Raw genomic sequence first — 13,633 nt, 5'->3', positions numbered from 1 at the left:
TGAAGGCTATCTTGCAGCACGTGGCGAGCCGGACCGAGTGGCGTGGGCAGCGGGACACGACTCGTGGCCGCCTGTACCGGCTGCTCGCCCTCTCCGCGCTGTTGCACGCGCCGTTCACGCCCATCATGGCGCTCCTCGGTCTGGTGGGGCTGCTCCTGAACAAGCCCGGGGAGGAGCCGCCCCCGGCGGACCCCGTCAACGCCATCCCGGTCGATCTGGTCGCGGACGACCGGCCGAAGGAGCCCGCGCCGGCGCCCACCGAGGAGCCGGCGGAGCCCGCCGGGGAGAAGCCCGAGCGCGACCCCTTCGACGACCTCGAGAAAGACGACGGCGAGCCCCGCGAGCCGGTGGCGCGGGACGCCGGGGCGCCGCGTCCCGACGCGGGCCCCGCCGACGCCGGGCCGAGCATCGGCGATCCGGTGGCGATGGCGGGCGTGGCCGGCAAGGTGGTCGACTCGAACGCCAACGTACGCGTGCTGATCTTCGCCGACCGGATGCGAAACCACCCGCTCGGCGTGCGCGTCGGCACGCTGCTCGGGGCCGCGGCGCAGTGGCAGGACTTCTTCGGGCCGACCGGGCTCGACCCGATCAAGGACGTCGATCGCATCCTGATCGCGGGGCCGCAGCTCCGGAACTCGTCCGAGGTGGTGGCGGTGGTGCGCGTGAACGTGCCCCACGATCGGCTGCACAAGGCGGTCGACGCGTTGGTGCAGCGCGACGGACAGGGCAGCTGGCTCGACGCCGGCGTGCCGGCGGCGCGCACCCAAGCCGATCGCGCGGAGCGCCTGCTGGTACTGCCGGCGCCGCAGATCCTCGTGGTGGCGCCGCCCAGCGCCGAGAAGCACGCGCTCTCACTGGGCGCGAACCTGAAGTTTCCGAACCCCAAGGGCAACGAGGCGCTCACGACCTACGTGGTGACGCCGTGGCGGGCGTTCGTCGGCATTCCCTTCGAGATCCCCAAGAGCCTCAAGTGGGTGCGCATGAAGATCGTGGCCACTGCCGACGGCGGGGCGACGGCGGAGCTGGTCGCGGAGGACGAGTCGGCGGAGAGCGCGGCGAAACACGCCGAGGAGCTGACTGCTTCGATCAACAAGGTGACCCAGCTCAAGCTGCCGAGCGTGAGCATCGGAGGGCTCTCCCTCGGAGGCTCGGTGAGCTTGCTCGAGCCGGTCACGTTCAAGGCGGTCGGCAAGGAGATCCACGGCACCGTGGTGGCGACGCCCAAGCAGCTCGGGCGCCTGCTCGAAGCGGTCGCCGGCTACGCCAAGCAGCTCCAGGAGGAAGCGGAGAAGAAGCGCGCGGCGAAGGCGGCCGCCGCCGACGCCGGAACGGGCGACGCCGAAGCCGGCGCGGCGGCGAGCGACGCGGGCCCGGCGAAGCAGCCCGATGCCGCGGCGAAGCCAGAGGAGCCCTTGGGCGCAGCGGACGCAGGCCCGGGTTGAGGCGGCGCGCTCAGCCCTTCGAGCGCTCGGCGAGCGCCGCGAGCATCGCGTCGGCCCGCGCGGGATCCAGCGCGCCCACGCAGACGCGGCGACCCTTCTTGGGCTCGACGACCAGACGGCAGCGACCGCGCGCGTTGTCCGAGAGCACCGTGAGCCCGTAGTCGATGGCGAGGCCGAGGGCGACGATCAAGACACCCATGCTCAGGAGCTGCAGCGAGCCGCCCGGCACCCGCGCGCCGTCCACGAGCAGGCCCATGCCGACGTAGCTGCCCAGGGTCAGCGCGATGAGGCCCAGGTACAGGCCCAGGCGCGGATAGCGCACCTCGCGGGTGACGCGGGCCAGGTTCGCCAGCGGGATCAGCGTCTCGCGCTTCCTGAGCACGCGGCCGAGCAACTCCGTCCGATGGCTGAGCTCGAGCCCGCGATCGCTCAGCCGGACCTCGGCGGGCTGCTTGAAGGCGAGCCCGAGCTTGCCGAGCACGCGCGCGCCTCGCGAGACGAGCAAGAGTCCGGTCAGCGCCAAGAGCGTGGTCGCGACGGGACCGCGGGGCGCCGGCGAGAGCTCGCCCTCCAGGCGCGGCGCTCCAGCGCTCGTGCCGCCGCCGGTCAGGGCGCGCACCAGCGGGTCCCGGCTGGTCGCTGCCAGCTCGGAGACCAGGGCGCGGGCGCGCTCGCTGCTCGACGCGCACAGCGCTGCGAGGGCGGCGGTCGCGGTGGCGGGGTCGTCGGCGCGCGAGGGCTCGGCGAGCGAGGCGACGGCACGCCAGAAGGCGCCGAGCCGCTCCGGCTCGAGCACGGCGTCCACGCAGACCAGCGGGTTCACCCGCGTGTGGGCGGCGAGCCAAGCGAGCTCGCGGGCGCGGGCGAGCTCCGTCTCCGGCGCGCTCGGGAAGTCACCCGCTGCCGAGAGCCCGAGCAGCACCGCGATCAGCACCGCTTCGGTCTCCGAATCCACGCCGCGCTCGAAGATCGCCCCGAGGTTGCCGAAGGGCGTCTCCGCCTTCTCGCGATCGACGACCACCTCCGACTTGGGGAAGCTCGCGTCGGCCCGCCCGACGGCGGCGTCGCGCGCGGAGCGCATCGCGGCTTCGAGCTCCGGCAGCGTCGCGAGGCCGCGGAGCTCCGTCGCGAGGGAGCGGGGGTCGGGCGGGGCCGCGGGCATGCCGGTGCTTCCGATATCCGAACGCCCGGAAAACCGCCAGCCATTCGGTTCGGTCAGGCCAGCGCGCGGGGAGGCAGGGGGCCGGGTCGCTCCGGCGACCCGTCCGCCAAGCGGCGATTCTGCGCGTCCACGCGGATCACCTGGGGTACGTGGGCCCGGGCCTCTTCCCGGGTCATGTCGGCGAAGGTGGCCAGGATCACCAGGTCCCCGGGGCGGCACAGGTGGGCGGCGGCGCCGTTGATGCAGACCACCCCCGAGTCTCGGGCGCCCTCGATGGCGTAGGTGGTCAGGCGGGTGCCCCGGGTCACGTTCCAGACGTGGATGGCCTCGTGCGGCAGGATGTCCGCCGCCTCCATCAGCCCGACGTCGATGGTCACGCTGCCCTCGTAGTCCAGATCCGCGTGGGTGACCGTGGCGCGGTGGATCTTCGACTTGAACACGCTGAGCTTCATGGCTGGCCTTTGGGCCGCGGCATGGAGGCCCGCGAGCGCGTGGGTCCACCTGCCTGGCTCGCCGAATCTACGGGGGCCTGCGCGGCCGCGCAAGCCGAGGCCGCGCGGGAACTTGGCCCTCCCGCGTCGACCCCGTTACGGGTCTGGTGCGCGCCAGAAATGCCCGAGGCAGGGCAGGGCGCAGAGCCTTTCCGGGAGACCACGATGAGTGCCAAAGCCGAGATGCTCGAGACGTTGAGGACGATGCTTCGGGACGTGTTCCGCCTGCGCAACGACGGGGTCACCTACGCCCGGCTCGCGCGCGCCCACGGCTACGTGGACGGCTACATGCGCGCGCTGCTCGAGTCGAATGTTTGCGAGAAGGGTGAGCTCTTGGCGCTGGTCGCCGAGGAGCGCGCCCGCGTGGACGGACCGGCGACGGCCGAGGTGTCGAGCGCCGCGATCGCCGCCGCCTGAGCAGGCTTCAGGCTCGAGGCCAGGCTTCAGCCTTCAGAGCCAGGAGCACAGGGGGTGAGGCCAGAGGCCCCCAGGCACGAGGGGTCAGGCGCCATGGAGCCCCTGCGCGTTGGTCGCGCGGCCTAGTCGGGCCCTCTTCAGGGACTTCCAAGGGTCGTCATTGCACAAAAATCTCCGGGACGACTGCCTACGGCTTCACGATGGCGATGTCGCCTTCGGTCCGCGGCTTCGCGCGCCGCCACCAGGTCATGACCTCGCCGGTGGGCAGCACCTTGTTGAAGCCGCCGGCGAAGTCGCTGACGTTCAGATCCTTCTTGGTCCAGGTGTGCGTTCCGCCGGACGCAGTGCCGGTGGCCCAGCGGGCCTTGCCGCGGGTGGCGTCCTGGTAGGCGATGACCACGTCGCCGTTGGCCGCGACGGCGATGGACGAGTCCGCGCCGACCACGGCTTGCCCGCCCGGGACCACGCCGTCGTCCACCACTTCCGGCGTTCCCACGGTCGTGCCGCCGGTGATCTTCGTGTAGATGACCGTCTCGTCGAAGCCGTTCACGTAGGACACGTGCCAGTCGCCGGCCGCGTCCACGAACAAGCTGGCGCCGATGCCCACGTCACCGGTGTCGATGGGCCCATTGGCGTCCGTGCCTTGGCCGGCCACCAGCGTCGCCGGTTGCCAGGAGCCGCCCTCCTGGCGCGCGGCCATCAGGTTGCCGTGGATGCGATCGTAGAACACCAGGCCGAGCCCGCTCTTGGTCTCCGCGAGGGAGACGTAGAGCCCGGCGGCCTCCGGGAACGCGTCCGGGTAGGTCTTCGCGAAGATCTTCTGGCAGCTCTTGGTGCCCGCGGTGTCGAAGCACTTCTCGTCGGTGCCGCACTTCGCCGTGCAGCCCGTGGTGGTGGGCTCGCACTTGAGCGTGTCGGCGCGGCACTCGCCGCTGGCGCACAGGAAGGCCCGGCAGGGTGTGCTCTCGTCGGTGTAGACGTCGGTGAAGGTCCAGTCCGAAGCCGCCGCGGGCGACGCGCTCGAGGCCGTGGCGACGCGCACGCCGCTCTTCGCCGCGCCGTTCGCTCCGGGCTCCATGAATAGGTACGCGACGACCGCCTTGCCGCCGACCAGGAGCAGCTTGGCGTAGCGCCCGATGTCGCTGCTCGCCTTCTGCTGCACCTGGTGCATCGCCCACTTCTTGCCGTCGTAGCTCGCGAACTTCAGCGCGCGGTTCTTGGCGTCGAAGTACGCGACGCGTGGCTGGCCGTCCGAGAGCGCGATGCTGGTCCAGAGGCCCACGTCGTCCCCGGGTTCGGTCAGACCGGCGCGGAAGCCCTCCTGGTCGTTGTAGTAGGGATCGGGCGGACCGCCGGGGTCGCCGGGCTCGAGGTCGGGATCGACGCTGGGCAAGCCGTCCACGCTCTGCCAGTCGACCTTCGTACCGTCCCACTTGCCGACCACCAGATCGCCCCAGACGTACTGCGCGCTGCCGTTCTCGACGGAGGTGCCGTAGCCGAGGTCGTTGTAGCCGGCGACCCAGACGCTGCCGTCGCTGCCGACGGCGGCGGACGCGTAAGCGCCGACCAGCCCGGGTTCCAGCAGCTCGCAGCTGTCGAGACCCGGGCAATTGTCCTTGGGCTGCGGCTTGGTCTTGGCGGTCTCGCTGTCGTCGCTGCACGAGCAGCCCGACCAAGACGACGCCAGGGCCATCAGCGCGAAGCTGCCGAGCACCCGCCCGCGGCGCGCGGGGCGACGGGCGGGGGCGGGCCGGCGCGAGCGGCGCAGGAACATGCCGAGGCCCAGCCCGAACGCGCCGAGCAGAGCGTGCCAGCCGGCGAGGCCGCCGCTCGACGCGCCGGTCACCGTGCAGTTGCAGCCGCTGCCGGCTCCGCCGAGCGAGGCGTCTTCTTTGCCGTTGATCAGGTTGTGCTGCTTCTGGGCGACGTTGCCTTCCTCGTCCACCGCCTCGACGCGCAGCTTCGCCGCGCCGTCGACCGGCAGCGACGCGAGCGCGTCGGCGGTCGTCCACTCGCCGAAGGCGTCGTCGTCGAGCGCCCAGCGCACCTTCACGTTCGGCCGCTCCGAGACGACGTCCTTGATCTCGAGCCCGAGCGCGCCGTTCTTGACGCGCTTGGCGAAGCTCACCTCCGGCGGGGTCTTGTCGATGCGCACCTCGACCACCGCCGGCGTCCGGTCCATGGACGCCGGCTGGCCCACGATGCGGGAGCGCACCTCGACCTTGTGCTTCATCTGGATCGAGAGCTCCGGCGCCCGGATCTTCACCGCGCGGTCGTAGGTCCACGGGTGCCAGAGCCCGCCGTTCAGGCGGTACTGCCACTCGATCAAACGCGTGCCGTCGTCCCGGTTCGAGCCGAGCCGGAGCTCGATCTCGGGCACGTTGTCCGCGCGGAGGGTCGGCAGTGACAGGCCCTCGGCGAGCACGCGCTTGTCGGCGACCTCGGCGCTGGTGTCCGCATCGAGGTCGGGCAGCAGGTTGCCGGGCGTCGCTGGCGCCACCGAGAAGCCCGCGAACAGCGCCAGGTAGCGGTCGGTGCCCTTCTCGAGCTTGGTCAGGCCGGGGCTGCCCTGGCCCTGCACGCTGGGCGGGATGTTCAGGGCCAGTCCGAACTGCGACAGCTGGCTCGAGACGTCGATGGGGTTGATGGCGCCGCCGAGCGCCGTGCCGATCTGGCTCGCCACGATGTCCGCGAGGCTCTTGGCCGCCTGCTTCTCGTCCTCGCGCAAGAGCGAGTTCTTGAGGATCGGATTGGTCACGGAGACCTTGTCCAGCACCGGGGCCAGGCCCTCGGCGGTCACGTCCAGGTTCACCGGGGCGGTGATGTCGAAGCCGGCGGTGAAGGCGCGGATGAAGCGGTCGCTCGACCAGACGTAGAAGTCGATCTCGAGCTTGTTCATCGTGACCTTGAGCAGCGGGTCCGCCGCCAGATCGGTGCCCTTGCCGACCACCACCGAGGGCGGCTCCTGCGGGCGCAGCACCAGGGCGAGCGGGGCCGGGGCCTTCTGGCGCGCCAGATCCTTGAAGCTCGGGATGAGCAGGCCGATGGTGTCCGAGTTCAGGAGCGAGCCCAGCGTGCTCGAGCCGATGCCCAGGCAGAGCGCGCCGCTGTTGTAGACCGCGCCGAGCGCGTAGTTCATGTAGCGCTCGTTGACCGCGACGCCGAAGTGCGGCCCGGGGCCGGACCAGTTCGGGATGCCGTTGTCCATGAGCTTGCTCGCGTCCTGAAGCTCGTCCGGGATCGGGATGTTCGTCGGCTTGGTCAGGTTGGCGATGGGCACGCACTGCGTGATGGGCTTCGGCTCGGCGCCGCCCATCATGCCCACGCTCATGCCGCCGCCGACCGGGTTCAGATCGCCCCAGGCGAAGCCCGAGCCGTCGTCCCGCGCGCCCTCGCCGCCGAGCGCCGCCAGGAAGTCGAAGCCACCCTTGGTCCCGGGCGAGAGGCTGGAGAGGGCGGACGAGAGGTTGATGTTGCCGTCGATGCCCAGCGCGACGCCCACGCACTCGGCCGACGTGTTCGGGCACTGGCCGCTGCCGTTCGGGGTGCAATAGCGGCACACGCCATCGGCGTCCGGGTAGGAGCCGGCGGGGCAGGTGACGCCGGCGGCGGGGTCCTGCTTGGTGCAGAGCTGGTCCTCCAGGGTCTCGGTCAGCGTGCCGGTGATTCCGCCGAGCAGGCTGTTGATCAGCAGGGGCTTGACCAGGTTGATGATGGTGTCGTCGAAGCCGGAGCCGCAGAACTTGATGCTGCTGCCGATGGTGCCGTTGTCGATCTCGAGCTTGAGGATCTTGACCTTGGTGTAGCCCTGTCGCGAGCCGTGCGCCGGGTCCTTGTCCACCTCGAGCGAGATGTCGACGTTGACGGGGATGTCGGCGTACTCCTTCGGGTTGCACACGCCGCCCTTGGTCAGTACGACCTCGCTGTTCACCCAGCCGAGCAGCCCGGAGCCCTTGATCGGGACCTTCTGCATCCGCACGGCCAGCGTTCCACCAACCTTGATGTTGTGCGGCGCGGCGGTGCCGATGGTGAGCTTGGCCTTCGAGAGATCCGCCTCCGCGACGCACTCGGGGGGATTCGAGGCCGGGTTCGAGCCGTTCGGGCAGATCTTCACTTTTCCGATCACCGCGTCCGCATCCGACGTCGGGATGTCGAAGGTCACCACGCCAGCGTTGACCTGACCCTGCCCGCCGAGCAGCGACGGGGCAAGCCCGCCGATGTTCTGTGCGATGAACTCGAGTCCGGTCTTGGTGACCCGGACACTGGTCGAGTTGTCGATGCGGCTCTCCTTCGGGAAGCCGCCGGGCAGCGGGGTTATCCCGCAGCCCGAGCAACCCGAGCAGCTGCCGGCACAGCCGGCGAAGGTCACCAAGAAGACGACGAACAAGAAGTGCTTCAACCAGCGCGGCATAAGGCTCTCCCGGCGCGGCTCCCGGCCGCTCGCGGCGCCCCAAAGCGGACGACCCGTGGAGTCTAGCTCGGATTCGAGCCTGCTGAGGCCAGGTTTCGCTGAACCGCGCAGCGCGTTATCTCACAAGGTGCGCCAGCTTCGCCCTAGCAGCCGCCCTTGGCGCCGTCGTAGATCCCGTTGACCTTGATGGCCTGGGCGGCGAAGTCGATGACCAGCTTCCAGGAGTCCTGACAGCCGCCGGCGCTGTTCGTGGTGGAGCACCAGTCGCCCTTGGGCAGGGCGCCGGTGTCGGTGAAGCCCGTGCTGGTCTTGCAGTCCGAGGCCGTGCCCTTCCACTTCTTCGGATCGCCGGTCAGGACCACGCACAGCGTCTGCCCGAGCGAGACCACCATGACCTTGTCGGCCTCTTCGACCGTGATGTAGCCCTCGTAGCTGCCGCCGGCCTCCCAGGCGAACATGCCGTCCCCGGTGGGCTGGCACGACAGGCCCTTGTCCAGGTTCTCCGGCGCATAGCGCCCGACGCAGTTCTTGTCGGCGCTGAGCTTGGCCTTGAAGGTCATCTGGTGGAGCGGGACCAGGACCGCGCTCTCGGCGTCGGCCTTGTCCTCGAGGTAGATCGGCATGACGAAGCTGTCGAAGGTGGCCTGGAGCTCACCCGCGCTCTCGGTGTAGGGCGTGGAGTATTGCTTCACCTGGAGCCCGGAGGTGGGGTCGGTGAACTCGGCCCAGCAGGTGCCGTCGAGCGCGCCGCCGACCAGCGCCTGCGGCACGCCGCCGCCCAGGGTCAGCTCCTTCTTCCCGGTGTCGATCTGCATCAAGAAGTTGAACTGGCCCTTGCCGTTCAGGTTGCAGTCCGGCTCGAAGAGCGTGCTCTTCTCGGTGATGATCGAATCCTGCACGAACGGCGCGGCGAGCGGCGCGGGGCTCTCCACCTGGTGCGAGGTCATGCGCAGCTGCGTGACGGCGTCGCCGGAGAAGTCGGCCTTGGCCAGGCAGGCGTTGCCCGCGCCGTCCGGCCCGGAGGCGTAGCAGGCCGCGTTCGTCGGCGTGCACGCGCTCGAGCCGCCGCCGGTGCCGCCGCCGCCGCTCCCGCCCGACGAGCTGCTGCCGCTGTCGTCGTCTCCCCCGCAGCCGCCCAGCGCAATGCTCCCCAACACCGCCGCGGCGGCCCAGCCCAGCCATCCCGTTCGCATGGGCGATCTCTACCAGATTTTTCAGTGCCCGAAATGCACCAGCGTCCTGAGCTCCTCGAGCCGGCGTCCCACCTGGTCCTTGTCCAGGGCTTCGAGCCGAGCCGTGCCCACCCCTTCCACGCAGAAGGAGGCGACCGTGGCGGCGACCATCAGGGCCTTGCGCAGCGCCGAGCGGTCCAGGTTGCCTTCACGAGACAGGTAACCCATCAGCGCTCCGGCGAAGGTGTCGCCCGCTCCGGTGGGGTCGATCTCCTCCTCCAGGGGGTAGGCGGGGGCGAAGAAGATGCCGTGATCGTCGAAGAGCATCGCGCCGTACTCGCCGCGCTTCACCACCAAGCGCTTCGGGCCCATGGCGCGCACGCGAGCGGCGGCGCGCTTGATGTTGTGCTCCTCGGCCAGCTGGCGGAGCTCCTCGTCGTTGATCACCAGCGTGTCGATCTTCTTCAGCATCTCGAGGAGCGTGGGGCGCTCACCGCTGATCCAGAAGTTCATGGTGTCCGCTGCGACCAGCTTCGGGCTCGAGACCTGCGTGAGCACCTCGAGCTGCAGGCTCGGGTGGATGTTGCCGAGCATGAGGTAGGGGCTCGCGCGGAAGGCTGCGGGGAGCTTCGGGCGGAAGTCCGCGAACACGTTGAGCTGGGTGTCGAGGGTGGTGCGGCTGGCCAGGTTCGCGGAGTAGCGGCCCGCCCAGCGGAAGGTCTTGCCGGCCGCGCGCTCGATGCCGGAGGTGTCGACGCCCCGGGAGTCGAGGGACTCGACCGCTTTGTCCGGAAAGTCGTCGCCGACCACCGCCACCACCCGGACCGGGGCGAAGAGCGCGGCGGAGAGCGCGGCGTAGGTCGCCGAGCCGCCGATCACGTCCTTGGCGTTGGTCGTGGGCAGCTCGAGATCGTCGAAGGCCATCGACCCGACGATGAGGATCGGGTCGGTAGAACGCGTAGCGTGGATCATGATCCCAGGTGTTTCTTCAGAAGGAAGCCCAAGCGGTCTCGGACGTCCGGTCCGATCGCGGCTGGGGGAGTGAGGATGGCGTGGGCGAGGGCGTTCGCCGCCGGGCTCCCCGTCGGGTCCGGCAATGCCTTGGCGAGCTCGAGCACCGTGCGCTGAGCCAGGTCGGCGTTGGCCTTGAGCACCGCCACCACCGCGCTCACGTTCACGTCCTCTTCGGACTCGTGCCAACAGTCGTAGTCGGTGGCCAGCGCCAGGGTGGCGTAGGGCAACTCGGCCTCGCGAGCCAGCTTCGCCTCCGGCATCGCGGTCATGCCGATGACGCTCACGCCCCAGCTGCGGTAGATCAGGCTCTCGGCGCGGGTGGAGAACTGCGGGCCTTCCATGCACACGTAGGTTCCGCCGACGTGCACCGTGCCGCCGGCACGCCGCGCGGCCACGACCAGCGCCTTCGACAGCTCCGGGCACACCGGGTCGCCGAACGCCACGTGGGCCGCGACGTCGTCGTCGAAGAAGGTGCTCACCCGGCGTTTGGTCAGGTCGACGTACTGATCCACGATCACGACGTGGCCCGGTACGATCTCTTCCTTCATGGAGCCGACTGCCGAGAGCGAGACGACGTGGGTCGCGCCGAGCAGCTTCAGCGCCGCGATGTTCGCGCGGTAGTTGATCTTGTGGGGCGGCGTCCTGTGACCGCGGCCGTGACGCGGCAAGAACAAGAGCTCCGCGTCGCCGTGGCGTCCGCGCACGATCGTGTCGCTGGGGGTGCCGAAGGGCGTGTCGAGGTGGTGCTCGTCCACCACGGACACGCCGGGGATCTCGTAGATCCCACTGCCGCCGATCACGCCGAGAACGTGCTTCATCGGACCGGGGCCGTACCACGGGCCGCGCTCGCGCGGCAACGGGACTCGACCTCGGCAGTCTTGCCATGATCAGGTCACGATCATCGGGAGCGGCCAAGACCCACGGAAACCACCGGCGAGGCCGGCGGATGCGCTTCGTCCGTGGGAAGAGTCGCGACTCTCTCCCAGGAGACGCTGCGCGGTAGCATCGACGAGACACGCGGGCCGGCTTCGCTGGTTCGACCGGCCAAGATCCCACAGACCCTCAGCCCGTCTGCTTGGGCCCGAGCGCACGTCCCTCGCCGAGCAGCGCTTCCGCCCTGCGCGCCATGCGCTGGCGCCGGCACTCCTCCGCCCGGAAGATGCCCACCAGGTTCAGCGTGGCCTCCTCCAGGTCCTCGTTGACCAAGAGGTAGTCGAAGAAGCCGTAGTGGTCGATCTCCTCGCGCGCCACCCGGAAACGGCGCTGCACGGTCTCTTCGTCTTCGGTCGCACGCCCGCGCAGGCGCCGCTCGAGCACGGCCATGCTCGGCGGCAGGATGAAGACGCTGACTGCCTCGGCGTGCACGCTCTTGATCTGGCGCGCCCCCTGGTGGTCGATGTCGAAGATGAGCCCGCGCGAGCCCCGCGCGCTCTCGACCTCGCGGCGACTGGTCCCGTACAGGTTCCCGTGGACTTCGGCCCACTCCAGGAACTCGTCCAGCTGGATCAGGCGCTCGAAGGTCTCGCGGCTGACGAAGTGGTACTCGCGCCCGTCCTCCTCGTTCGGGCGGCGTTGGCGGGTGGTGTGCGAAATCGAGAAGCGCAGGTTCGGGACGCGCTCCCGGAGCCGGGTGGTGAGCGTGGTCTTCCCCGCGCCGGACGGCGAGGAGATGATGATCAGCAGCGGACCCTCACTCGACATTCTGGACCTGCTCCCGCATGCGCTCGAGCTCGCTCTTGAGCTGCACCACCTGGTGCGCGACCGCGCTGTCCTGGCACTTGGACCCGATGGTGTTCACCTCGCGCCCCATCTCTTGTAGCAAGAAGTCGAGGCGGCGCCCCACCGGCTCGGCGCTGGCGAAGAGCGCGTCGATCTGGTCGGCGTGGCTCTCGAGTCGGACCAGCTCCTCCGTCACGTCGCTCTTGTCGGCCAAGATCGCCAGCTCCGCCTCCAGCCGACCGGCCTCGACCGCCACCCCGGCGTCCGCGAGCAGGCGCCCGACCCGGGACCGCAGCCGGGAGTGCCCCGCCTGCATCAGCTCCGGGCCGCGCTCGCGCACGGCGGCGGTGAGGGCGCGGACCGCGCCCAGGCGCTCCGAGAGCTCCCGGCCCAGGGACTCGCCCTCCCGAACACGCATTTGGTCGAGGGCGCCGAGCGCCGCCTGAAACGCTTGGCCGAGCGCCGCCCGCAGCGTCTCCGGCTCGACGCCGGCGGTGCTGCCGGTGAGCTCGGGCAGCGCCAGCACCGCCGTCAGCGGGAGCTCCGTGCCCGGACACAGCTCGTCCCGGAGCTCGGAGAGCGCGCGGTAGGCCGCGCGCACTTTCTCGGGCTGCACTCGAGGCGGGGGCAGGGCGGCGCCTTCGAGCCGCACCCCGATGTCGTAGCGGCCTCGCGAGAGCTTCTCGCGCGCCAGCTGCTCGACGTAGAACGTCTGCTCCCCGATCTCGACGGGCAGGCGCACGCGCACGTCGAGGAAGCGGTGGTTCAGCGAGCGAATCTCGAAGCACACCCGACCGTCGCCGAGCGGTGCCCCGCCGACGCCGAAGCCGGTCATGCTCCTCATGCGGCGCCCCGCGACGCGGCCAAGGCCTTCAAGTACTCCGCCGTCCGCGGCAGGCCGTCCTCCCAGCGCACGAGGGGCTCGTAGCCGATGAGCTCCTTGGCCCGGCTGACGTCGGCGAGGGAGTGGCGGACGTCTCCGGCGCGCGGCGCGACGTGGGCGACCTTGGGCGGGGCGCCGAGCACGCGCCCGATCTCGACGATCAGCGCGTTCAGCGAGACGCGCCGGCTGCCGGCGACGTTGATCACCTCGCCGGCGAGCTTCCTCTCGGCGGTGGCGGCCAAGAGGTTCGCCTTCACCGCGTTGTCCACGTAGCAGAAGTCACGCGTCTGCTCGCCGTCACCGTAGACCGTGAGCTCCTGGCCGTGGATGGCCGCCCAGAAGAAGCGCGGGATGGCCGCGGCGTAGGCGCCGTCGGGGCGCTGGTTCGGCCCGAACACGTTGAAGTAGCGCAGGTTCACCGTCTCGATGCCGTAGAGGGAGGCGAACACCTTCATGTAGAGCTCGTCGGCGACCTTGGTCACGGCGTAGGGCGAGAGCGGTGCGGTCGGCATGTCCTCGCGCTTGGGCAAGGTCGGCGTGTCGCCGTAGGCCGCGGACGAGGCGGCGAACACCACTCGGCGCACGCCCGCGTGTCGAGCGGCGTCCAACACGGTGACCGTGCCGTTGGTGTTCACGGAGTCGCTCTGCACCGGCGACTCGATGCTGCGCGGCACGGAGCCGAGGGCGGCCTCGTGGAAGATCACCTCGACGCCGTTCGCCGCGCGGCTCATCGCCTCCGCGTCTCGGATGTCGGCGGTCAGGCACTCGACCCGCGAGTCGCCGTACAGCTCGCCGAGGTTCTCCCAGTATCCGGTGGACAGGTCGTCCACCACGCGCACGCGCTCCCCGGCCTGGACCAGCGCTCGAACCAGGTTCGAGCCGATGAAACCCGCGCCGCCGGTCACCAGGTAGAGCGCCATCG

The 13,633-nt window shown here is 70.4% G+C and carries 11 protein-coding genes; 2 read left to right on the top strand and 9 right to left on the bottom strand.

Translation table 11 applies throughout. The features are described from left to right. Window positions 1-20: 20 nt before the first annotated feature. The gene (locus HS104_12805; protein ID MBE7480847.1) at window positions 21-1,442 is read left to right on the top strand and encodes a hypothetical protein; all 1,422 of its coding nucleotides are present in this window, start codon (window positions 21-23) and stop codon (window positions 1,440-1,442) included. Between the two features lie 10 nt (window positions 1,443-1,452). On the opposite strand, the gene HS104_12800 is transcribed toward HS104_12805, so the two are convergent. Then, window positions 1,453-2,604: a hypothetical protein gene (locus HS104_12800; GenBank protein MBE7480846.1), complete on the bottom strand. Its 1,152-nt coding sequence runs from the start codon at window positions 2,602-2,604 to the stop codon at window positions 1,453-1,455. Between the two features lie 53 nt (window positions 2,605-2,657). Next, a complete protein-coding gene (locus tag HS104_12795) occupies window positions 2,658-3,056 on the bottom strand; it encodes an aspartate 1-decarboxylase (GenBank protein MBE7480845.1) in 399 nt (132 codons plus the stop codon). 204 nt (window positions 3,057-3,260) lie between these two features. On the opposite strand from HS104_12795, the gene HS104_12790 reads away from it, so the two are divergent. Further along, window positions 3,261-3,512 (top strand): hypothetical protein, encoded by a 252-nt coding sequence (locus HS104_12790; protein MBE7480844.1) that lies wholly within the window; start codon window positions 3,261-3,263, stop codon window positions 3,510-3,512. 187 nt (window positions 3,513-3,699) lie between these two features. On the opposite strand, the gene HS104_12785 is transcribed toward HS104_12790, so the two are convergent. From HS104_12785 to HS104_12755, 7 genes are all read right to left on the bottom strand, one after another. Beyond that, the gene (locus HS104_12785) at window positions 3,700-7,923 is read right to left on the bottom strand and encodes a hypothetical protein (protein MBE7480843.1); all 4,224 of its coding nucleotides are present in this window, start codon (window positions 7,921-7,923) and stop codon (window positions 3,700-3,702) included. A gap of 143 nt (window positions 7,924-8,066) precedes the next feature. Continuing rightward, complete coding sequence (locus HS104_12780; GenBank protein ID MBE7480842.1) at window positions 8,067-9,116, bottom strand: hypothetical protein; 1,050 nt, start codon at window positions 9,114-9,116, stop codon at window positions 8,067-8,069. A gap of 21 nt (window positions 9,117-9,137) precedes the next feature. Beyond that, window positions 9,138-10,067: a sugar kinase gene (locus HS104_12775; GenBank protein ID MBE7480841.1), complete on the bottom strand. Its 930-nt coding sequence runs from the start codon at window positions 10,065-10,067 to the stop codon at window positions 9,138-9,140. Beyond that, window positions 10,064-10,927: an S-methyl-5'-thioadenosine phosphorylase gene (gene mtnP / locus HS104_12770; GenBank protein ID MBE7480840.1), complete on the bottom strand. Its 864-nt coding sequence runs from the start codon at window positions 10,925-10,927 to the stop codon at window positions 10,064-10,066. Before mtnP ends, HS104_12775 begins: the two co-directional genes overlap by 4 nt. Before the next feature lie 244 nt (window positions 10,928-11,171). Then, window positions 11,172-11,810, bottom strand: a complete 639-nt coding sequence (gene gmk / locus HS104_12765) for a guanylate kinase (GenBank protein ID MBE7480839.1) — start codon at window positions 11,808-11,810, stop codon at window positions 11,172-11,174. Further along, window positions 11,800-12,672: a YicC family protein gene (locus tag HS104_12760; protein MBE7480838.1), complete on the bottom strand. Its 873-nt coding sequence runs from the start codon at window positions 12,670-12,672 to the stop codon at window positions 11,800-11,802. Before HS104_12760 ends, gmk begins: the two co-directional genes overlap by 11 nt. Further along, entirely contained in the window at window positions 12,669-13,631 is a 963-nt protein-coding gene (locus HS104_12755) for an SDR family oxidoreductase (GenBank protein MBE7480837.1), read from the bottom strand. Before HS104_12755 ends, HS104_12760 begins: the two co-directional genes overlap by 4 nt. Window positions 13,632-13,633 lie beyond the last annotated feature (2 nt).

The organism is Polyangiaceae bacterium (assembly GCA_015075635.1).
Classification (GTDB): Bacteria; Myxococcota_A; Polyangia; order Polyangiales; family Polyangiaceae; genus JADJKB01.
The sequence above is the reverse complement of the archived record's forward strand: the minus strand, read 5'-3'. Positions and strand labels throughout refer to the sequence as shown.

Coding starts and splice junctions, on each gene's coding strand:
- HS104_12800 (MBE7480846.1), bottom strand. CDS start 2,604: ATGCCCGCGGCCCCGCCCGACCCCCGCTCCCTCGCGACGGAGCTCCGC.
- gmk (MBE7480839.1), bottom strand. CDS start 11,810: ATGTCGAGTGAGGGTCCGCTGCTGATCATCATCTCCTCGCCGTCCGGC.
- HS104_12755 (MBE7480837.1), bottom strand. CDS start 13,631: ATGGCGCTCTACCTGGTGACCGGCGGCGCGGGTTTCATCGGCTCGAAC.
- HS104_12780 (MBE7480842.1), bottom strand. CDS start 9,116: ATGCGAACGGGATGGCTGGGCTGGGCCGCCGCGGCGGTGTTGGGGAGC.
- mtnP (MBE7480840.1), bottom strand. CDS start 10,927: ATGAAGCACGTTCTCGGCGTGATCGGCGGCAGTGGGATCTACGAGATC.
- HS104_12760 (MBE7480838.1), bottom strand. CDS start 12,672: ATGAGGAGCATGACCGGCTTCGGCGTCGGCGGGGCACCGCTCGGCGAC.
- HS104_12775 (MBE7480841.1), bottom strand. CDS start 10,067: ATGATCCACGCTACGCGTTCTACCGACCCGATCCTCATCGTCGGGTCG.
- HS104_12790 (MBE7480844.1), top strand. CDS start 3,261: ATGAGTGCCAAAGCCGAGATGCTCGAGACGTTGAGGACGATGCTTCGG.
- HS104_12785 (MBE7480843.1), bottom strand. CDS start 7,923: ATGCCGCGCTGGTTGAAGCACTTCTTGTTCGTCGTCTTCTTGGTGACC.
- HS104_12795 (MBE7480845.1), bottom strand. CDS start 3,056: ATGAAGCTCAGCGTGTTCAAGTCGAAGATCCACCGCGCCACGGTCACC.